Source organism: Niastella vici (assembly GCF_002077945.1).
In the GTDB taxonomy this organism is placed as follows: domain Bacteria; phylum Bacteroidota; class Bacteroidia; order Chitinophagales; family Chitinophagaceae; genus Niastella; species Niastella vici.
This window is the reverse complement of record NZ_LVYD01000052.1, coordinates 19,048-39,145: the sequence shown is the minus strand read 5'-3', so window position 1 is coordinate 39,145 and position 20,098 is coordinate 19,048. Positions and strand designations below refer to the sequence as shown.

Here is a 20,098-nt window from a genome sequence, read left to right as displayed (position 1 = left end):
CCTCAACGTTTTTTGAGCGGTTTCTCAAAGTTTTTCGATGTACTTCTAATTTGTAATACGGAGCACAGCAAACGATTACTTATTAAAATAAACAACGGGCTGTAATATGCGTAGTTTTCCGTTTGCAGCTAAAAAATATAAGCTACAATTTTAAGGATACCGTAACCCTAATCGTATCCCAATGAGAACCATCCTGAACCAAAGCTTTGGTAAAGTTGCTTTACTGTGGCTGGCAACTTTATTCACTGCTGTAACCGAAGCGCAGATCCAGTATGGATTTACCGCTGCTACGGGTACGTTCACTCCCAATACCGGGGCCACCACTTTGTATTCCGCCGGCACCGATGATGAGCTGTCGGCCGCACAGAATATCGGCTTCACCTTTGTTTATGGCTGCAACAGTTATACGCAATTTAAAGTGTGTTCAAACGGATTTATAAGTCTGGGAGCAGCTGCAACCAACAATACCTATACTAATGCACTTGCAACAACCGGCCAGGGGCCGCTTATTGCGCCGCTATGGGATGATCTTGTCGTTGGTACCGGCGGCAGTGTAAATTATGTGCTTACCGGCACCGCGCCCAACCGGGTGCTCACCGTAGAATGGTTGAATATGAAATGGAATTACCAGGCCCCCGTAGCTTCCACTTCTTTCCAGGTTAAGTTGTATGAAACCTCCAATGTTATTGAGTTTATTTACAGGCGTGAATCAACCACTTTAAACAATCCAACGGCTTCCATTGGGATAAATGGAGGCAGCAGTGCTACTGACTATTATTCGCTGAATGGGACTGGTACAGCCCCTGCAGCGGTGTATGGCATAGAAAAATACGATCTTAACAGTCAACCTGCCAGCAACCAGGTCTACCGGTTTGTGCCGGGCATAGGTACGGTCACGGCGGTTCAGGCCAGCACAGCTGCTGTTCCCAAATGTGAGCAGAACCAGGTTATACTGGGGGTACAGGTTACGGTTTCGTCGTGCGCAGCATCGCAAAGCCTTACACAGCTGCAATTCAATATGACCGGTTCAACCATTGCGGGTACCAATACCAACGACGTATCGAAGATCCATATTTATTATACCGGCAATTCTGCGGTTGCGGCCACTGCCAATGAATTTGTAAGCGGCGGTGTAACACCGGCTACGGGTACTGTTACGGCCAGCGGCTCGCAGGCGCTGGTAAGCGGTATCAATTATTTCTGGATCGTGTATGATATCAATACGGCTACCGCCACTACCGGTAATGTGCTCGATGCGCAGTGTACCCAGCTCACGATCACCGGCCTCAACTATACACCTGTAACCACCAACCCGGCAGGCAACCGCGCCATTGCCGCCTGCGCAATAGCGCCGGGCAGTGTGAAGAGCAACCTGGCCTTCTGGGTGAAAGCAAATGCAGGCACTTCCTCTACGGTCAATACTACTGCATTGACCTTGTGGAGCGATCAATCGGGTAACAGCCGCAATGCCACTTCCGCAGTTGCTGCAACCAGTCCGGTGTATTATGATAACAGCACCAACAACATAAATTTCAATCCGGTTGTAAATTTTGATGCGGCTGCCCAAAACACGGCGCTGGCCGATTTTATGGACATCTCCTCAAACGGGATCTTATCATCGGGCAATAATCCTTATACGGTATATGCGGTATTAAAACCGGGTACCGGTAACCTGAGTACGCCGGGTAAATTCCTTTTTTCGGGGATCTTCGATGCGGCAGGTAATACTTTTAATTCTTTTGATATCCGCTCAAATACATCCTTTAACGATTCGTGGTGTTTGAATGACCTCATCTCCACTGGTCAGTGGACGGCCAGCTATCCCAGCCTGGCTACCTATGATTTTAATTCGGTACAACGGCAGATGTTTAACGCCGGTACATCGGTGGGCGCAAAAGTTGGCAGCGCCCGCAATTCGAGTGACCTCAATTGTGCGCTGGGTTGTCAACGGGCTGTTACACCCAACAAGGAATTTTATGATGGCGGTATTGCCGAGATCATTTCCTATGCAAATACTTCGCACGACGCCACTACCCGGTATAAGATTGAATCGTACCTCGCCATCAAATACGGGGTTACGCTTTCGCATAACTATTTATCGTCAGTAGGTACTACGGTATGGAACCGGAGCATAAATACGGTATACAATAACAATATCATTGGCATTGCGCAGGATAATAACAGCGGGTTGAACCAGAAGCAATCGAAAAGCACGGCTGTGGTGCCTGATATTCTTACACTGTATGTAGGGCCGTCAAAAATAGTGAACCAGGCCGGTAATACCGGAACGTTCACTGCCGGCGATCAATCGTTCTTTATGGCTGCGCATAACGGTGACCCTTATTTATACACCGGCGCTGCCACTGAGGTGCCAGCCGGTATTTGCTGCCGGTTGCAACGGGAGTGGTTGTCGCAAAAAACGAATTTCACCAATACCGATCTCAAACTGGAATTCGATTTTAATGTGATCACTCCGGGCTATTCGCCATTGAACACGGCCGATCTGCGTTTGCTGGTTGATAATGACGGAAACTTTACCAATGCCACCATACTGGGCAGTCCGGCCGTAACCATCACCGTTTCGGCCAGTGTTGTTACTGTTACGGTGCCGGCGGCCAATTTCACCAGTACGCCCTACTTTACCCTGGCCTCTGTATCGGCCAGCACGCCATTGCCGTTACGGTTTGTGAAATTGAATGCCAATTGTGCCGGCAGTACGGCTCAAATAAACTTTACGACCGAGAATGAAATAAATACTGATCGCTATTCAATTGAACGCAGTGCCGATGGAAGGAACTTTACACCTTTGGCCGATGTAAAAAGCCGTGCTGCTACGGGGCAGCAGTCGTACCGTTGGACAGATGCAGCGCCCCTGGCTGGAACTAGTTACTACCGCATAAAAACCACCGGTGCCGATAATACAACCAGTTATTCTTCCATAATGACGTTTGTTGATTGTGGAACTGAACTGGTTCGGCTGGCAACCGATGCCACAAGCGGGGAGTCGGAGTTGTTCCTGCAATTATCCCAACATGCAGCAGTGGAATTAGCCCTGTTCGATGCAATGGGCCGGCGGTATGCGGTTCCTGGCGTAACAGGCAAACAAAATATGACCCAGGGAACTTACCGGTTTCCTGTAACAGGTACCCTGAAGACGGGTGTCTACATGCTTTCCCTTTCTATCAACGAAAATAAAAGGGTGTTCCGGCTGGTTAAACAATAGCTATGGGTTGATAACAGCCAGGTATTTGATAAGGAGGGTCTCCGCCAGTTGCGGAGGCTCTTCCTTTTTTTGGGGCAGGTAGTTAGAACTTCAGATGCCTTACAGTTAACCCATCATTGATCAGCTGTTTCAGCGAGTCGATGCCAATGCGTACATGACGTTCTACAAAGTTAGCGGTAACCTTTTTGTCGCTTTCCTCGGTTTTTACGCCTTCGGGCACCATGGGCTGATCGCTTACCAGTAACAGCGCACCAGTTGGTACCTTGTTGTAAAAGCCTACAGAAAAGATGGTGGCTGTTTCCATATCAATGGCCATGGCCCTGATCTTTTGCAGGTATTCCTTGAAATTCTCATCGTGTTCCCATACCCGGCGGTTGGTTGAGTATACGGTTCCGGTCCAGTAATCGATGCCATAATCGCGAATGGTGGTGGAAACGGCTTTTTGCAGGGCGAATGCCGGCAGGGCAGGCACTTCGGGTGGAAAATAGTCGTTGGAAGTACCTTCTCCTCTAATGGCTGCAATGGGGAGAATGAGGTCGCCGATGTTGTTGCGCTTTTTCAATCCGCCGCATTTACCCAGGAACAGGGCGGCCTTGGGTTCAATGGCTGTTAGCAGGTCCATAACAGTAGCTGCGGTGGGGCTGCCCATACCAAAATTGATGATGGTAATGTTTTCGGCAGTGGCGCATTGCATGGGGCGGTCGTTGCCAATTACGGGAACATTGTTCCATTCGGCAAACATTTTTACATAACCGCTGAAGTTGGTGAGCAGAATGTATTGACCAAAATTCTCGAGGGACTCTCCGGTGTAACGGGGCAGCCAGTTTTTGACGATTTCATCTTTTGTTTTCATCTGAAAATATATTATTTTTTTTTGGCCAGATGGAACTTACAATGGCAAAATTTTCATTTCGCTGAATGTAATAATGAAAATTTTGCCATTGACGTTTCATCTTTTTTATTCTTCTTTTTTAGTTGGGTCAATCGTTATTCCCGGTGGGCATTTGCTGATCGCAGATGATGATACCGTTTAAGTTAATCAATAAATTTCGTTTATTTTAGGCAAACAGGCGGTGTTTTTTGGTTAATTAGTTATGAAGTAGGGGAGCGTGTGATTTGTAACCGGCAGCCTTTTGTACAACAAATAGTAGTTTTGAGGCTATGATCAGGATTGAATATCCCGACTTCCCGTTCCGGATGAAAAAGGAAGAAGGGAAGGAATTTATTTTTGATGAGAACCGCCGGCAATGGCTGCGGCTGACCTCCGAAGAATGGGTAAGGCAGAATTTTATGCAATACTTATTACAGGTTAAGAAGTATCCGGGTTCGCTCACTGCTGTTGAAAAAGAGATCAGGCTGGGGGAGTTGAAAAAGCGGTTCGATATACTGGTATATGATGCGCAGCATCAACCCTGGTTAATGGTTGAATGCAAAGGAATGGAGGTTGCATTAAATGATGCTGTATTGCAACAGGTATTGCGATATAACATAGCCGTACCCGTTCCTTATTTGGTAATTACCAATGGTTCAGCCTGTTTTGCTTATATTAGAAAAAATAACCAGCTGCAATTGCTTGAGGCTTTGCCCGAGTTTGGAATTTAAGTTGTTGTTAACGCTTTTTATGCTTTCTTTAGCTTAACCAACAACCTGTTTTATGGATAGATCTATCCATGAGAAAATTGAAGCCCTCACCAGCCGCATTCAGGCGCTGGCGAGGCAGCAAACAACCATCAGCAATCAACTGCTACAGTTGATCAATGAGCTCGACGAGCTGAAGCGGTCAATTAATACGTCAACAACCGTAACCGGATCTGCAATAGAACAACCCGCGGTAACAACCATTGAAGTACATGAGGTAATAGAAGCCCCCACGCATTTGCCACCACCGCCACCACCACCGCGCAGAATAGTTCGCCCGGCGGCGCCACGTTCGTCTTCCTCTTTTGAAGAATTCATTGGAAAGAATGTTGCCAGCAAGGTAGGTATACTGGTTACCATTATAGGTATTTTTATTGGCGCCAAATACGCTATTGACCATGATATGGTGAGCCCGGCGGTACGGGTGATGGCCGGGTATATAAGCGGGGCCGCATTGATTGCCGTTGCCGCCTGGTTAAAGAAGAAATATGAAGCCTATAGCAGTGTATTAATGGGGGGCGGACTGGCAGTATTGTATTTCATCACCTACATTGGGTACAGCTTTTACGCACTGATGCCACAACTGGCAGCCTTTGGATTGATGCTGGTGTTTACCGCCGGCACTGTATATGCCGCCTTGTTATATAACCGCGTTATTATTGCACACCTGGCGCAAATAGGCGCCTATGCCATCCCATTCTTATTAAGTGATAATTCAGGACGGTATGCCGTTTTCTTTGCCTATATGGCGGTCATTAATACCGGCATACTGGTAGTGTCGCTGTACAAGTACTGGAAGTCGTTGTTCTATGCCGCCTTTATACTTACCTGGATCATTTATGGCTCCTGGTATTTTTTGAGTTTTAAAAACGGGTTGCATAACACCATTGCCTGGACCTACCTCAGTATTTTCTTCCTGATCTTTTATATAACCTTTCTCGCGTACAAGATCATCAGGAAAGAAAAGTATGAGCTGCATGATGTGTTTGTGCTGTTGAGCAATGCGTTCATCTTTTATGGTATTGGGTATAGCCTGTTGCAGTATGAGCAAACGGGTATTAATTACGCCGGCGCATTTACGCTTGTCAATGCGGCCATTCATTTGGTGGTAAGCCAGGTGATCAGGCGGCTGCAACTGGCCGACCGGTCTTTATATTACCTGGTGCTGGGGCTGGTGATCGTATTTTGTACCATTGCCATTCCTGTGCAGCTGGATGGTAACTGGGTTACCCTGTTATGGACCGCCGAAGCGGTGCTGGTATTTTTAATAGGGCGGTTGCGAAAGGCGCCTGCTTATGAACAGCTGGGCGCCGGGCTGGTGATACTGAGCTTTGTAAGCCTGGTGCAGGACTGGTTCAACCACACAAACACGTTCCTTTATCCCGATAAAAATCCGGTTCATCCTTTTATAAATATTGTATTTGCCACCGGGGTGCTGGTAGCGGTGGCGCAGGGAGCCATTATTTTTTATAACAACAATAAAAAATACCAGTCTGAATTACCGGCCGGCAGTATTTACCGGGGTTTTTATAATTATGCCTTGCCGGCTATATTCCTTGTTACCGCTTATTTTTTATTCTTTTTTGAAATTGGAGGATATTTCCTGCAGGTCGAAACACAGCATCTTTCGTATGGTATATATGAGGGAGTCTGGGGCTCACGCTATGAAGCGTTTGAATTTATTGTATTGCTGTTATATTCCATGACGTTTAATATTGTACTAATGCTGATCAACCAGCGATGGGTACGCAATAAAATACTGGCGGCTTTTTCGCAACTTGGTATTGCTTTGATGATGATCGTGCTGGTGACGAAGGCTTTATCGGTGTTGAACGAAATAACGCGAACTTACCATCAACATGGGCCGGGCTATTTTGGAGTAATGGAATTTATTATCAGGTATGCCGTGGTCGCATTCACAGCTATTATGCTGTACACCGGGAACCAAACCCGGTTGGCATTTGTACGGGAGGCCTGGGTGCCAAAAGCCTGGTCATTGATGGTGCATACCATTATATTTTCTTTTATGAGCGCGGAGTACCTGAGCTGGACGACTGCCGATGGTTCCGACAATCAATACAAATTAGGATTGAGCATTCTTTGGGGCATATATGCGTTGGCGCTGGTGGTGCTGGGCATCCGCAAAAAGCAAAAGCATTTGCGGCTGGCCGGTATTGTATTGTTCTCCGTTACGCTGATCAAATTATTCCTGTACGACCTGGCCGGTGCCGGCACCATTACCAAAACGGTATCGTTCATTTCGCTGGGTGTATTGTTGCTGGTAGTGTCGTTCCTGTATAATAAGTATAAGGAAGTATTGTTTGGTGAACCAGACAGGAGTGGGGAATAAGAGCGGGAACAGGTTCCCGCCTTGTTATTATTCTTTATTCCATTCAATAGGCGTTGTTTCGTAATGCTTCATTTCTTCTATGTTATTAAAAAATGGTTTTACGAGATTAAAGAAGGGCATGAAGTCAGCGCTTTTTCTAAAGCCGTTCAAATGCTCATCCATAGAGGTCCAATGAATGATAACGATATACCGGTTGGGTTCTTCCTTACCATGCACCACTTTATATCCTAAACAATAGGGTGATGATTGCAGGTATTTGCCGGCGCTGGTATACGCCTGTTCAAAGCTGGCTTGCTGACCGGCAGCAATGTTGTACCGGATAATTTCAACGGAATAATCTTTTTTCTTTTCCATTTTGTTACTATTGGTTTGTGCAAAGTTGTGTTTCGATAAAAGGCCGCCTGTTAACAGCAGCAGTAATAGTGCATGTTTCATTGTATAAGATTTCGGCGTCCAAGTTAGCCGGTACAAATGGGTGAAACAATAACTTACCTGAAAGTAAGCCCGGCCTGTTGTTTGTTTATTAAATTGCAGAAACTGTTATCTCATGATCAAATTGCACAACAAAACCTATACCTGTCCGGTTGATGTTACGCTCAGCTTTATTGGCGGTAAGTGGAAGTTGCTGATATTATCGCACCTGCATCAGTTTGAAAAGAAAAGCTTCAGTGAGATCAGGGATAATTTGCCCGGGGTTTCTGAAAAAATGTTAAGTCAGCAATTGAAGGAGCTGGAGCGTGATAAATTAATTGAGAAGAAAGTATTATCACTTAAGCCGTATAGAGTGGAATATAGTTTAACGGCGTTTGGCAAAAGCCTGTCGCCGCTTTACGCCTTCATTAGTGAATGGGGCATCGGTTATTTAAAAGAGAATGGGATCGATTATGTGAAGGACCAGGCGTTGTATAAATAAAATTATCTTAAAGAAATGAATAATGGATCAAAGAGTCTTTTTATTTAGTGCCGGTACAAAAAGAGCCCCGACGGTACCATCGGGGCTCTTTTAAAATGTGTTCAGCATTCTTCTATGGGAATATCCCCAACTCAGCGTAGCTGGTACCTACTTTGTTGATGGCAACTACATAGGCGGCGGTACGCATATCAGGAATTTGCGGGTTCTTTTTCCACACATCCATGATCTCGCGCGTGGCGGTGATCATGGTCTCTTCCAAACCACTGCGCACCAGGTCAACTTCCTCCGGACCATGCAGAATGAGCTCTTTCTCTTTGCCATCCACTCTTTTACCGGTAAGATCTTCAATGCTTCCCAATATATGTGTGTTCAAATTTTCAGTAAAGCGTTTTTCCATACGGCCATAACGCACATGGCTAAGGTTTTTCAGCCATTCGAAATAAGAAACGGTTACCCCACCGGCATTGAGGTACATATCGGGCACTACCAGTATGCCTCTTTTGGCAAATATTTCATCGGCTTCAGGCGTAAGCGGTCCGTTCGCGGCTTCACCAATGATCTTTGCTTTTACGTTAGGTGCGTTTTGACCATTGATCACGTTCTCCAGCGCTGCCGGGATCAGGATGTCGCACTCCATTTCCAGGGCGTCGGTATTTTTGGCGAAATTGGTGCCGCCGGGGAAATTCAGGAGAGAACCTTTGTTTTTGCGGTGCTCTATCACTTTCTCAATATCGAGCCCGTCCATATTATAAATAGCGCCTTCATATTCACTTAAGCCTACAATTTTAGCGCCGTGTTCCTGGAAGAATTTGGCGGTGTGGTAGCCCACATTACCCAAACCCTGCACCACTACGCGTTTACCTTCAACACCAACGGGTAAACCGAGTTTATCCATTACCTCATGCATTGACAGTACTTCGCGCAGGCCAAAGAAAACACCCAAACCGGTTGCTTCGCGACGGCCGCGTACACCCCCTTGCGTAACGGGTTTACCGGTTACGCAACCCAGTCCGTCAATTTCGCCGGGGCGCATGCTGGTATAGGTATCCACGATCCAGGCCATTTCACGTTCGCCGGTACCATAATCAGGGGCCGGTACGTCGATGCCGGGGCCAATAAAGTTCTTTTTGATCAGCTCGGAAGTATATCGCCGGGTAATTTTTTCCAGTTCATAGGGCGTGTACTTTTTGGGGTCGATGGTGATACCGCCTTTGGCGCCTGCAAATGGCACGTTCACGATGGCGCATTTGTAGGTCATGAGGGCGGCAAGGGCCATTACTTCATCGAGGTTCACTGAAAGGGCAAAACGAATACCCCCTTTACAGGGCAGTTTGTGATGTGAGTGCTGTACGCGATAAGCCTTGATCACTTCTATCTTATCGCCGATCTTAACCGGGAAATGCATGCGGTATACTGCATTGCATTGTTTGATCTGTTCCAGGATACCGGGATCCCAGGTAGTGAATTGGGCGGCTTTGTCGAAGCTTTTTTCAACCGCGCCAAAAAAACTGTAATCTGACATGACTTAAGCTGTTTTTGTTTATGTATTGAGCAGTATATGACAAGCTGATGGCTAATAGTCGGGTAGCTGCCGGAATAAAGTTCCGGTTCTAACCAAAAACTACCGCCCCGTTAATAGATTCAGATACAAATGGTACGGCTATACAACATCTGCTTCACCAGGCGCTTTAAGCGCTTTTCTCCAACTTTGAGATCTTTCTATCGAGCCGGATCACGTACAGGAATAAACCGATCAGGATAGTAACGGCAACGGCCAGCACAACATAGATCTTGTTTCCTGCGCCCAAACCGGTAGGGGTTTGCGCTGTTGTATGGTTCGCGGTGTCCTGGGCCTTGGCCAGTAATTGGACAAATAAAACGATCAGGGTGACAATTAGTTGCTTCATACTAAAATTTATGCAGAATGTTTTTTCTCTTCCAGTATACGAACACGTAGTCTGAGGGTAGATATCCAGGTGGTCAAAAGGGTCCAGCCAAATACGGCAGGCCAGAAAACGGTTTCCATGGTAGCATCCAAACTACTGCCGCCTAACCCCGGGTTTCCTTCATTTCCTTTACCGCCGGGATGCAGGGATTCTGTTAACCGGGGTAAGATCATGATCATGGGTATATAAATAAAATAGGCAAATATGTTATAAACAGCCGCCACCCGGCTTCTTTTATCCATATCGGGCATGGAATTGCGCAGTACAAAGTAGGCTATATAGATAAGCAGGGCAATGGCAGCGCCAATTTGTTTGGGGTCGTTGCTCCAGGCTGCCCCCCAGGTATAGTTGGCCCAAATGGCCCCGGTGAGCAAACCCAGGCAGCCCATTACTGTTCCTGTACGGGCAAATTCCGTGGCAATAATGTCGTACCTGTGGTTGGGTTTACGCAGGTAGAGAATGGAATACACCAGCGATACAGTAATTAATATTAACTGGCCGAACCACATGGGCACATGGAAGAAGAAATTGCGCATGCTTTCGTACAGGTTACTGTTGGCATACGCCGTTTCGTATGGAAGGGGAATTAATAGGCCTGCAATAAAAGTATAGAGCAGTAATATGATACTCAGTATTTTCCACCATTGGAGGCGCATAGAGTCCTGTAGTTTGTTGAATGATCATTGGTACCTGTAAGCAATCCGACCAACCCAATGATCCGAAATAGGTGGGGCAAAATTAGGGGAAAGAAAGTAATTAGAAGGGGTTTTTGGATTACCTGCAAGTTCTTTGGATGAATTGTACCGTAGTTTCCGGTTACCAGTTTCCAGTTACCAGGCCCCTAGTCTTTCCAGAGGAATGGAAAAAGAATGACCGCCAGTGCAATGACGAGCACATCAAGCGCCACCAGCAATAGAACGATCTGCAGCAGACCTGCCTGTATTACATCGGCAAAGGCGGTGTTCGACATTTTCATCAGCAACAATACCTGGGGAATTATTAACGGAAAACCCAGAATGGCCATAAGGGCAGCGCCCTGGCGGGCACGGGCGGCAATGGCTGCCAAAAAGGTAAATACCAGGCTTAAACTGCAGCCGCCGAGGCACACAAACCCGATAAACCGTACGGGATTTTGCAACGGGTTCCCCATAAGCACCTGAAACAACAACAGGCTTACAATGCTCATAAGTATCATTAAGCCGGCATTGAATAATAATTTGGCAAGAATGAAATCACGTGCACCGGCTACTGTATAAAAGTATAACATGCGGCCCTGGCTTTCCTGTAAAAAACTTTTGGCAACCGCATTCACGCAAATAAACAGTTGTATCATCCAGAACAACCCGTTCCACACTTTTTCTTCGGGTTGTCCCATCGCGAGGTACAATACGAAGATGGTGGAGGCTACATACAGTAAAATACCGTAAAAAGTGTATTGCTGCCTGATCTCGAGCAGCAGGTCTTTTTTAATAAGTGCCAGTATATGATTCAATGCCCTGAAATTTACTTTTAACTATTTACTTACATTTCACCGGCTTGCTTATTGCCGTTCATAATAACACTTCCTGCATCTTGGTTCGTACAGATCTTTTTCACCCAGCAAGACCTGTGCATTGACCGCTTTTTTACGAAAGGAATAATTAGCGATATGGCCGCATTTTACGCAAATAGCGTGCAGCTTGGTAATAAAATCGGCTTTTGATAACAGAAAGGGCATTTGCCCGAACGGTTTACCGGTAAAATCCATATCGAGGCCGGCTACAATAACCCTTATTCCTTTTAATGCGAGCTGATCGCAAACATCGGGTAGCTGATCATCAAAGAACTGCGCTTCATCAATGCCGATAACGTCAGCCTCCCCATGCAATAATAATATTGTTTGGGAGTTATCAATAGGGGTACTCAGAATGGCGTTCTCATCGTGTGATACGATGTTCAGCACATCATACCGCACATCCAGCTTCGGCTTAAAGATTTCTACCCGCAGGTTGGCGATCTTTGCCCGTTTTAGTCTCCGGATCAATTCTTCGGTTTTTCCGGAAAACATAGACCCGCAAATTACTTCAATACTGCCCCGGCGTTCACCTGATATATTAGGTTCTATAAACATCTTAACGGAAATAGGTACAATAATTGTTAACTTTATCAATTAACTCTAACCATAAAAAAGTACCCGCTTATTATGGAACGTTTAGCACAACTTATTGGCAAATTAAATGAACAATTTGCACAAAATGCCGATCCGTTTCAACTATTAGTCACTACCCAATTAATTGAAACAGAATTGGTACAGATGTCGACGTCCACACACCGAACTGTCAATTCGTCTAAAGTGGCAGTGGTGATGCCGGCGGCTAATGGGCATGCCTACCCCAACCGGCGTACAGCGGATGAAGCAAGACATCAGCCAGTGGTAAATAAACCGGCTGTAGTAGAAACCCCAACCGTTGAAGAAACTTCAACTGTTGTAACTGCACCAGCCATTGTGGCTGCCGCCCCCGTGGTGGTAGAAGCTCCGGTAGTGGTTGAAACCCAGCCCGTGGTAAATGCTACCGTAAACGGAACCAACGGAACTGTGGAAAAAAATAATGGCCATCACCACGAGGCCGAACAGGCCGAATATGGGTACAAATTCGACCCCCTGCGCGAAATTCCTACCCTGGCTCATCAACATGCGGTAAAAGAACTGAACGAGGTAATGGCTACCAAAGACGCTTCCCTTAATGAAAAGTTAAAAGAAGAGGTAAAGGAAGTAGCACATGTGCTCAACGATGCACCGGTACGCGATCTGCGCCGGGCTATCGGCATCAACGACCGCTTTGTATTTATCAGCGAACTCTTCCGCAACGACGAAGTGATGTACGAACGCAGCATAAAGACCATTAACAGTTTTCGCATATTGCCCGAAGCCCAATACTGGATCGAACGGGAATTAAAGGTCAAACTGGGCTGGGATGAAAATAAAGAAAGCACCCGCCACTTCTATCAGCTGGTTAAAAGACGGTTCTCCTGAATGTATTGCATTATCTTTTCTGTAGCTCCCTTATTATTATATACGTAATTACGGGCGGCTTCACAGCTTGCCCTGTACGCAGGGCCATCGGATAGCAGGTCATTTAATGTTTTCTCCAGTTCAAGGGCCGTATTGATCACCAACGCGCCACCCTGCTGAACCAGTTCCACCGCTTCTATATATTTATCGTACACCGGACCAATCACTACCGGTTTGCCATAGACCGCAGCCTCCAGCACATTGTGTACGCCATCATCGCCAAATCCACCGCCTACATACGTAATAGTGGCATATTTGTACAGTTTCGATAACATGCCAATATTGTCGATAATAAGAGTATTGGGCGCCGGGGCGGGGCTGTCGAGCTGCCGGCCTCTGGGCACCGGGCGGGGCGCCTCGGGGTTAGCGGGCAGGCCCGAAAAACGCACACTGTTTTTAAACAGCTTCTCCACTTCTTTCAAATGCTCTTCATGTATTTCGTGCGGGGCAATAATGAACTTTATTTCGGGGTGGGTATTGGCATAATGATCGAGTTCTTCTTCATCCTCGGGCCAGGTACTGCCGGCCACCACCACGGCACTATCGCCACAAAAATGAGCTATTGGGTCAATGTTCCTGAATTGTTCCGCTATTTGTACAACCCGGTCGAACCGCGTATCGCCGCTTACACTTACATTATTGTTGAAGCCTATGGTGCCCAGTAATTGTTTTGACTCTTTTGTTTGAACAAACAGGTGGTTGAAACTTTCAAGCATGTACCAGTGCAGGCGGCCATACCATTTGAAAAATGGCTGGTCGTTCCTGAAAATACCCGATACCAGTAACAGCGGGATTTGCTTCTTTTTTAATTCAGTTAAATAATAGAACCAGTATTCGTATTTGATCCAGATCACCAGATCGGGTTGAACCGTTTTGATGAACCGGCGGGCATTTGGCTTCGAATCCAGTGGCAGGTACATTACATAGTCGGCCCCGGAACTGTTTTTACGTACTTCATAACCGCTGGGGGAGAAGAAGGTCAGTAAAATTTTGGCGGTGGGATATTGGTGCCTGATGGCTTCCAGCACCGGCCGGCCCTGTTCAAATTCACCGAGGGAAGAACAATGTATCCACACGAGGGGCGAATGGTGAGTGGTGAGTGGTGAGTGGGCGCCCTCCGGGTTTTCGGGTTCGCTTTCCACTTTCTTACTTCTTACTTCCGACTTCGGCCCCTTGATTTCCGGGAGTTGTTTTCCAACTTCCTGCCCTCTTATTTCCTGTAATTCAGTCCATATTGACCTGCGGCCCCTGAGCCATAAACGCGCTTTGGGGTTCCAAAGGGAACTAATACGGATGCCGATCGAATATATAATCAAAAAGATATTATAAATAAACAGGTGCACGGTAATAATTTAATCCAGAAAAAAAAACAAATGTCGTTTTTATCGTCAGAATTGTCAAATAGCGCAAAATAGCGGTTTTGCGGTTGTTTTTATAGTGTGTGCTGCCACCCCTTTTTCAGCTCCGGAATGGTTCATTTTGCCAAAACGTTAATTCGGGCCGCAGGTATATGTACTATAAATATTTTTTATATGGTTGCAGCCAATTGGGTTGTAAGGCTGCCGCACTTTGTGATAGGCTTGCTAACACCGTTTTTTTGCAGTACGTTTGTGCCCGTTTTTAATCAAAAATAGAATAGCATGCAGCCCATACAAATGGTTGATTTAAAGCAGCAATACGCAAAAATAAAAACTGAGGTAGATTTAGCTATAAAAGAGGTGATCGACAGCACTGCTTTTATTAATGGCAAGGCGGTGCAGGACTTTGCTGCCGGGCTGAGCAAATACCTGGGGGTTAAGCATGTTATTCCCTGCGCCAATGGAACCGATGCCCTGCAGATCGCTTTAATGGCATTGGACCTTAAACCGGGCGATGAAGTGATAACACCTTCTTTTACCTTTATTGCTACCACAGAAGTGATTGCCCTGTTGCAATTGAAACCTGTTTTTGTTGAAGTAGACCCTAAAACTTTCTGTATAGATCCCATTGCCATTGAAAAGGCAATTACGCCAAAAACGAAAGCCATTATTCCGGTTCACCTGTACGGACAGGCAGCCAATATGGAAGCCATCATGGACATCGCCAACCGCCATAAGATCTATGTTATTGAAGACAATGCGCAGGCCATTGGCGGTGATATTCAGTTGAACGACGGCACAACGAAAAAGACCGGCACCCTGGGTACTATTGGTACCACTTCTTTTTTCCCTTCAAAAAATCTGGGTTGCTATGGTGATGGCGGCGCCCTCTTTACCAATGATGATGAACTGGCTGTTGTGTTGAAGATGATAGCCAACCATGGAGGATCGAAAAGATATTACCACGACCGTGTTGGCTGTAACAGCCGGCTCGATACTATACAGGCAGCAGTATTGAACGTAAAGCTGCCGCATTTGGATGAATATATTGCCGCACGCCGCAGTGCCGCTGATTTTTATGATAAGGCCTTTGCCGGAAATAAAAAGATCACGGTACCTTACAGGGCGCCTTACAGCAACCACGTGTTTCACCAGTATACCCTGTTGCTTGAAGGCGTTGACCGCGATGCGTTGAACAAATTCCTGGCCGACCATGGCATTCCTTCCATGATCTATTATCCGGTACCTGCCCACCGCCAGCAAATGTTTGCAGCTTTTGGCGGTTCCCAATTCGAACTGAAAACAACCGACTGGTTGACCGAACGGGTAATATCCCTTCCTATGCATACCGAACTGAGTAATGAGCAGCTCCAGTTCATTACCAGCAAAGTGTTGGAGTTTATTAATAACCAGTAACCTTATTTCTATTAAGGCACTATTAAAACATCCTCAAAATGAAAATTGCTGTAGTAGGCACGGGCTACGTAGGATTGGTGACAGGAACCTGTTTTGCCGAAACGGGTAATGATGTTACCTGCGTAGATATTGACAAGGTAAAAGTTGAGAAACTTTCTTCAGGCCAGATCACTATTTACGAACCAGGACTCGAAAAATTATTTTTGCGCAACGTAAAAGAAGAGCGGTTACGCTTTACCACCAGCCTGTATGATGGCGTAAAAGATGCCGAGATCGTTTTCCTGGCATTGCCCACACCGCCGGGTGAAGATGGAAGCGCCGATCTTAAATATATCCTCGGCGTTGCCAAAGACCTGGGCGGGCTGATGACCGATTATAAAGTGATCGTTGATAAAAGCACCGTGCCTGTAGGTACTGCTGAAAAAGTATACGATGCAATTTCCAAAACATATGTAGGTGATTTTGATGTAGTGAGTAACCCCGAGTTTTTGCGCGAAGGGGTGGCTGTGGATGATTTCATGAAACCCGACCGCGTTGTAATAGGCGCTTCTTCTGAAAGGGCCCGCAAGGTAATGGGTGAATTGTATGCCCCTTTTGTACGTTCGGGTAACCCTGTTATTTATATGGATGTTCGCTCGGCCGAGCTTACCAAATATGCCGCTAACTCCTTCCTGGCAACCAAGATCTCTTTTATGAATGAAGTTGCCCAGCTGTGTGAACGCCTGGGCGCCGATGTAGATATGGTGCGCCGTGGTATCGGCAGCGACGACCGCATTGGTAAACGCTTCCTGTTCCCGGGCATTGGGTATGGTGGAAGCTGTTTCCCCAAAGATGTGCAGGCCCTGGTGAAATCATCCAATGAAGTAGGGTACGATTTTCAGATCCTCAATGCCGTGATGGATGTGAATGAAAAACAAAAGCTGCACCTGCTGCCCAAGATCAAAAGCTATTTCAAGAATAACCTGAAAGGCAAACGTTTTGCCCTGTGGGGACTGGCCTTTAAGCCCAACACCGATGATATTCGCGAAGCCCCGGCTTTATACATCATCGATGAACTGGTAAAAGAAGGTGCAACCGTTTGTGCCTATGATCCCGAAGCGGTGAACAACGTGCGCCATTTGCTGGGCGATAAAATTGTATATGCCGAAAACCAGTACGATTGTCTGGAAGGCGCCGATGCACTGATCATTGCCACCGAGTGGAATGAGTTTCGCACGCCCAACTTCCTGAAGATCGTAACGGCACTCAGGAATAAGGTGATCTTCGACGGACGTAACCTGTTCGAAACGGATGCTATTAAGGAATTAGGCTTTTACTATGAAAGTGTGGGCCGGGCCGTAGCAGATCCGGCAGTTAAACAAAAATAAATAACCTTTCCCATGTCAAAGAAAAGAGTACTTATTACCGGAGCTGCTGGTTTTTTAGGTTCACACTTATGCGATCGTTTTGTTAAAGAAGGTTTCCATGTTATTGGTATGGATAACCTGATCACGGGCGACCTGCGCAATATTGAACATTTATTCAAGCTGGAACAATTTGAATTTTATCATCACGATGTATCGAAGTTCATTCATGTTCCCGGCGAACTGCATTATATCTTACATTTCGCTTCTCCAGCCAGCCCCATCGACTACCTGAAAATTCCTATTCAAACATTGAAAGTAGGGTCATTGGGCACCCATAACTGTCTGGGGCTTGCCAAAGCAAAAGGCGCCCGCATTCTGGTTGCTTCTACTTCAGAGATCTATGGCGATCCGCTGGTGCATCCGCAAAATGAAGAATACTGGGGTAATGTAAACCCGGTAGGGCCAAGGGGTGTGTACGATGAAGCCAAACGCTTCCAGGAAGCCATGACCATGGCGTACCATACCTTCCATGGGGTGCAAACCCGCATTGTGCGTATCTTCAATACCTATGGGCCGCGCATGCGGTTGAACGACGGCCGCGCCCTGCCCGCCTTTATTGGCCAGGCATTACGGGGCGAAGACCTCACCGTATTCGGCGATGGCTCACAAACAAGAAGCTTTTGTTTTGTTGATGACCTTATTGAAGGAATATACCGGTTATTGATGAGCGATTACCATTTGCCTGTTAATGTGGGCAATCCCGATGAAATATCGCTGAAAGACTTTGCCGAAGAGATCATTACGCTTACCAACACCACACAAAAGATCGTATACAAGCCACTGCCCGTAGATGATCCCAAGCAACGGCAGCCCGACATTAGCCGGGCAAAAGAGATCCTCGGCTGGTCGCCTAAAGTAAGCCGTAAAGACGGATTGAAAGTGACCTATGAATATTTTAAATCGCTGCCTGAGGAAGAATGGTTTAAACAACCGAAAGAGTTTGTAGCGAAGAAATAATACTGCTTGCAGCTTTAGTTCCATAAATTTATGTTTGCCTTCCGATAGCTATCGGAAGGCAACTTTAATAAATAATCTATGAGTACATTTTCGAAAACGATCATGGTTACCGGGGGAGCCGGTTTTATCGGTTCACATGTGGTGCGGTTATTTGTAAACAAGTATCCCGGTTATTTGATCGTAAATGCCGATGCATTGACCTATGCAGGAAATCTCGAGAACCTGAAAGACGTAGAGCAGGCATCCAATTACCGGTTCGAAAGAGCCGATATTACCGATGCGGCCAGAATAGATGCCCTGTTCGAGCAATATGCATTTGATGCAGTGATACACCTGGCGGCAGAAAGCCATGTTGACCGGTCGATCATTGATCCGCTGGCATTTGTAAAAACAAATGTACTGGGCACGGCTACTTTGCTGAATAGCAGCCGCAAGTACTGGGCAAAAACAGAAAGCAAGATGGAAGGGAAACGTTTTTACCACGTTTCAACCGATGAAGTATACGGTTCGCTGGGCGAAGAAGGTTTCTTTACCGAAGAAACTTCGTATGACCCGCGGTCGCCGTATTCTGCTTCCAAAGCATCCTCAGATCATTTGGTAAGTGCCTGGTACCATACTTATGGTTTACCTGTGGTTATGAGCAACTGCAGCAATAACTACGGTTCATACCATTTTCCCGAGAAGCTGATCCCGTTAATGATCAACAACATCAAAAATAATAAGTCACTGCCGGTGTATGGTAAAGGCGAAAACGTACGCGACTGGTTATTTGTTGAAGACCATGCAAGGGCCATCGATGTCATCTTCCATAAAGGAAAAACCGGTGATAAATACAATATCGGCGGTTTCAATGAATGGACGAATATTGACCTGGTGCATCTGTTGTGCAAAATAATGGATAGCAAGCTGGGCAGGGCTGAAGGCACATCAGCCAAACTGATCACTTATGTAACCGACCGTCCCGGCCACGACTTAAGGTATGCCATCGATGCTACCAAGTTGAATAAAGAGCTGGGCTGGGAGCCTTCGCTTCAGTTTGAAGAAGGGCTCGAAAAAACGGTTGACTGGTACCTGCAAAACGAAGACTGGGTAAAGCATGTAACATCAGGCGACTACCAGCATTATTATGAAGAGCAATATGCCCGCAGATAGGAGCTTATTATTGCTGATTTGGAGATTTTGAGATTTCGGGATTTCTTCAATTTGTGCTTCTTTTTTAAATCTCGCGAACTCAAAATCGAAAAATCAAAAAATCTCTAAATCAAAAATTATTTTATAGTGCCTTTTATTGAAACAGGGTTGCCAGGTTTATTGGTATTTGAACCCATGGTATTTGAAGATAGCCGCGGATTTTTTTTCGAAGCCTATAACCAGAAAATATTTGGCGGTGCCGGAATTGAATGCCAGTTTGTACAGGATAACCAATCCCGCTCAACCTATGGCGTTATACGGGGATTGCATTACCAGGTGGCGCCCTTTGCCCAGGCAAAACTGGTACGGGTGCTGGTAGGCTCTATACTCGATGTGGCCGTTGATATCAGAAAAGGCTCACCCACATTTGGTAAAGTGTTCGCTATTGAATTATCGGCCGATAATAAAAAGCAATTATTTATACCGGCAGGTTTTGCGCACGGCTTTTCCGTATTAAGCGAGGTGGCAGAAGTAATGTATAAATGCGATCAGTTCTATAGCAAGGCCAATGAACATGGTATTATATACAACGATGCCACATTGAACATTGACTGGCAAATACCGCTTGAAAAAGCTATTATCTCAGATAAAGACCTGGTATTGCCCGGATTGGCCAATTGCGTAAATCCATTTGAATTTAAAGGATAA

The 20,098-nt window shown here is 46.1% G+C and carries 18 protein-coding genes; 10 read left to right on the top strand and 8 right to left on the bottom strand.

All coding sequences use genetic code 11. From position 1 onward, the window contains the following. Positions 1-181: 181 nt before the first annotated feature. On the top strand, positions 182-3,223 hold the full coding sequence (locus A3860_RS21345; protein ID WP_081149592.1) for a BNR-repeat neuraminidase N-terminal domain-containing protein: 3,042 nt from the start codon (positions 182-184) through the stop codon (positions 3,221-3,223). An 82-nt stretch (positions 3,224-3,305) separates the two neighbouring features. Here the strand turns inward: A3860_RS21345 and A3860_RS21340 are convergent, their stop codons facing one another. Continuing rightward, on the bottom strand, positions 3,306-4,076 hold the full coding sequence (locus A3860_RS21340; protein ID WP_081149589.1) for an AMP nucleosidase: 771 nt from the start codon (positions 4,074-4,076) through the stop codon (positions 3,306-3,308). 308 nt (positions 4,077-4,384) lie between these two features. Here A3860_RS21340 and A3860_RS21335 point away from each other — a divergent pair, with 308 nt between their 5' ends. Together A3860_RS21335 and A3860_RS21330 are read left to right on the top strand one after the other, a co-directional pair. Next, the gene (locus A3860_RS21335) at positions 4,385-4,825 is read left to right on the top strand and encodes a type I restriction enzyme HsdR N-terminal domain-containing protein (RefSeq protein ID WP_081149586.1); all 441 of its coding nucleotides are present in this window, start codon (positions 4,385-4,387) and stop codon (positions 4,823-4,825) included. Between the two features lie 52 nt (positions 4,826-4,877). After that, the gene (locus A3860_RS21330) at positions 4,878-7,211 is read left to right on the top strand and encodes a DUF2339 domain-containing protein (RefSeq protein ID WP_081149583.1); all 2,334 of its coding nucleotides are present in this window, start codon (positions 4,878-4,880) and stop codon (positions 7,209-7,211) included. A gap of 27 nt (positions 7,212-7,238) precedes the next feature. On the opposite strand, the gene A3860_RS21325 is transcribed toward A3860_RS21330, so the two are convergent. After that, positions 7,239-7,646, bottom strand: a complete 408-nt coding sequence (locus A3860_RS21325; protein WP_216823485.1) for an antibiotic biosynthesis monooxygenase family protein — start codon at positions 7,644-7,646, stop codon at positions 7,239-7,241. 112 nt (positions 7,647-7,758) lie between these two features. Here A3860_RS21325 and A3860_RS21320 point away from each other — a divergent pair, with 112 nt between their 5' ends. Then, positions 7,759-8,124 (top strand): winged helix-turn-helix transcriptional regulator, encoded by a 366-nt coding sequence (locus A3860_RS21320; protein ID WP_081149581.1) that lies wholly within the window; start codon positions 7,759-7,761, stop codon positions 8,122-8,124. A gap of 112 nt (positions 8,125-8,236) precedes the next feature. Here A3860_RS21320 and A3860_RS21315 read toward each other — a convergent pair whose 3' ends face one another. The 5 genes from A3860_RS21315 to A3860_RS21295 all read right to left on the bottom strand — a co-directional run bounded on the left by A3860_RS21315 (position 8,237) and on the right by A3860_RS21295 (position 12,180). After that, positions 8,237-9,646 (bottom strand): Glu/Leu/Phe/Val family dehydrogenase, encoded by a 1,410-nt coding sequence (locus A3860_RS21315; RefSeq protein WP_081149578.1) that lies wholly within the window; start codon positions 9,644-9,646, stop codon positions 8,237-8,239. Between the two features lie 166 nt (positions 9,647-9,812). Continuing rightward, positions 9,813-10,031 (bottom strand): CcmD family protein, encoded by a 219-nt coding sequence (locus A3860_RS21310; RefSeq protein ID WP_081149575.1) that lies wholly within the window; start codon positions 10,029-10,031, stop codon positions 9,813-9,815. An 8-nt stretch (positions 10,032-10,039) separates the two neighbouring features. Then, the gene (gene ccsA, locus A3860_RS21305) at positions 10,040-10,726 is read right to left on the bottom strand and encodes a cytochrome c biogenesis protein CcsA (protein WP_081149572.1); all 687 of its coding nucleotides are present in this window, start codon (positions 10,724-10,726) and stop codon (positions 10,040-10,042) included. Between the two features lie 185 nt (positions 10,727-10,911). Continuing rightward, a complete protein-coding gene (locus tag A3860_RS21300; protein WP_081149569.1) occupies positions 10,912-11,562 on the bottom strand; it encodes a heme exporter protein CcmB in 651 nt (216 codons plus the stop codon). Between the two features lie 48 nt (positions 11,563-11,610). Continuing rightward, the gene (locus A3860_RS21295) at positions 11,611-12,180 is read right to left on the bottom strand and encodes a thymidine kinase (RefSeq protein ID WP_081149566.1); all 570 of its coding nucleotides are present in this window, start codon (positions 12,178-12,180) and stop codon (positions 11,611-11,613) included. A gap of 72 nt (positions 12,181-12,252) precedes the next feature. Here A3860_RS21295 and A3860_RS21290 point away from each other — a divergent pair, with 72 nt between their 5' ends. Beyond that, positions 12,253-13,083: a hypothetical protein gene (locus tag A3860_RS21290; protein WP_081149563.1), complete on the top strand. Its 831-nt coding sequence runs from the start codon at positions 12,253-12,255 to the stop codon at positions 13,081-13,083. Here the strand turns inward: A3860_RS21290 and A3860_RS21285 are convergent. After that, positions 13,056-14,465 (bottom strand): 3-deoxy-D-manno-octulosonic acid transferase, encoded by a 1,410-nt coding sequence (locus A3860_RS21285; RefSeq protein ID WP_081149561.1) that lies wholly within the window; start codon positions 14,463-14,465, stop codon positions 13,056-13,058. The genes A3860_RS21290 and A3860_RS21285 overlap by 28 nt on opposite strands. 297 nt (positions 14,466-14,762) lie before the next feature. Between A3860_RS21285 and A3860_RS21280 the strand changes: the two genes are divergently transcribed. From A3860_RS21280 to rfbC, 5 genes are all read left to right on the top strand, one after another. Beyond that, positions 14,763-15,896, top strand: coding sequence for a DegT/DnrJ/EryC1/StrS family aminotransferase (locus A3860_RS21280; RefSeq protein WP_081149558.1), 1,134 nt, complete (start codon positions 14,763-14,765; stop codon positions 15,894-15,896). A 38-nt stretch (positions 15,897-15,934) separates the two neighbouring features. Further along, the gene (locus tag A3860_RS21275; protein ID WP_081149555.1) at positions 15,935-17,263 is read left to right on the top strand and encodes a UDP-glucose dehydrogenase family protein; all 1,329 of its coding nucleotides are present in this window, start codon (positions 15,935-15,937) and stop codon (positions 17,261-17,263) included. A gap of 12 nt (positions 17,264-17,275) precedes the next feature. Continuing rightward, positions 17,276-18,259 carry a UDP-glucuronic acid decarboxylase family protein gene (locus tag A3860_RS21270; RefSeq protein ID WP_081149552.1) on the top strand — a complete coding sequence of 328 codons (984 nt, stop codon included), beginning with the start codon at positions 17,276-17,278 and terminating at the stop codon, positions 18,257-18,259. Positions 18,260-18,337: 78 nt separating this feature from the next. Then, positions 18,338-19,411, top strand: a complete 1,074-nt coding sequence (rfbB, locus tag A3860_RS21265) for a dTDP-glucose 4,6-dehydratase (protein ID WP_216823484.1) — start codon at positions 18,338-18,340, stop codon at positions 19,409-19,411. 126 nt (positions 19,412-19,537) lie between these two features. Continuing rightward, positions 19,538-20,098 carry a dTDP-4-dehydrorhamnose 3,5-epimerase gene (gene rfbC, locus A3860_RS21260; RefSeq protein WP_081149550.1) on the top strand — a complete coding sequence of 187 codons (561 nt, stop codon included), beginning with the start codon at positions 19,538-19,540 and terminating at the stop codon, positions 20,096-20,098.

Bases quoted from the DNA above. Each gene is read 5' to 3' on its own strand.
- A3860_RS21345 (WP_081149592.1), top strand. From the start codon at position 182: ATGAGAACCATCCTGAACCAAAGCTTTGGTAAAGTTGCTTTACTGTGG.
- A3860_RS21340 (WP_081149589.1), bottom strand. From the start codon at position 4,076: ATGAAAACAAAAGATGAAATCGTCAAAAACTGGCTGCCCCGTTACACC.
- A3860_RS21335 (WP_081149586.1), top strand. From the start codon at position 4,385: ATGATCAGGATTGAATATCCCGACTTCCCGTTCCGGATGAAAAAGGAA.
- A3860_RS21330 (WP_081149583.1), top strand. From the start codon at position 4,878: ATGGATAGATCTATCCATGAGAAAATTGAAGCCCTCACCAGCCGCATT.
- A3860_RS21325 (WP_216823485.1), bottom strand. From the start codon at position 7,646: ATGAAACATGCACTATTACTGCTGCTGTTAACAGGCGGCCTTTTATCG.
- A3860_RS21320 (WP_081149581.1), top strand. From the start codon at position 7,759: ATGATCAAATTGCACAACAAAACCTATACCTGTCCGGTTGATGTTACG.
- A3860_RS21315 (WP_081149578.1), bottom strand. From the start codon at position 9,646: ATGTCAGATTACAGTTTTTTTGGCGCGGTTGAAAAAAGCTTCGACAAA.
- A3860_RS21310 (WP_081149575.1), bottom strand. From the start codon at position 10,031: ATGAAGCAACTAATTGTCACCCTGATCGTTTTATTTGTCCAATTACTG.
- ccsA (WP_081149572.1), bottom strand. From the start codon at position 10,726: ATGCGCCTCCAATGGTGGAAAATACTGAGTATCATATTACTGCTCTAT.
- A3860_RS21295 (WP_081149566.1), bottom strand. From the start codon at position 12,180: ATGTTTATAGAACCTAATATATCAGGTGAACGCCGGGGCAGTATTGAA.
- A3860_RS21290 (WP_081149563.1), top strand. From the start codon at position 12,253: ATGGAACGTTTAGCACAACTTATTGGCAAATTAAATGAACAATTTGCA.
- A3860_RS21280 (WP_081149558.1), top strand. From the start codon at position 14,763: ATGCAGCCCATACAAATGGTTGATTTAAAGCAGCAATACGCAAAAATA.
- A3860_RS21275 (WP_081149555.1), top strand. From the start codon at position 15,935: ATGAAAATTGCTGTAGTAGGCACGGGCTACGTAGGATTGGTGACAGGA.
- A3860_RS21270 (WP_081149552.1), top strand. From the start codon at position 17,276: ATGTCAAAGAAAAGAGTACTTATTACCGGAGCTGCTGGTTTTTTAGGT.
- rfbB (WP_216823484.1), top strand. From the start codon at position 18,338: ATGAGTACATTTTCGAAAACGATCATGGTTACCGGGGGAGCCGGTTTT.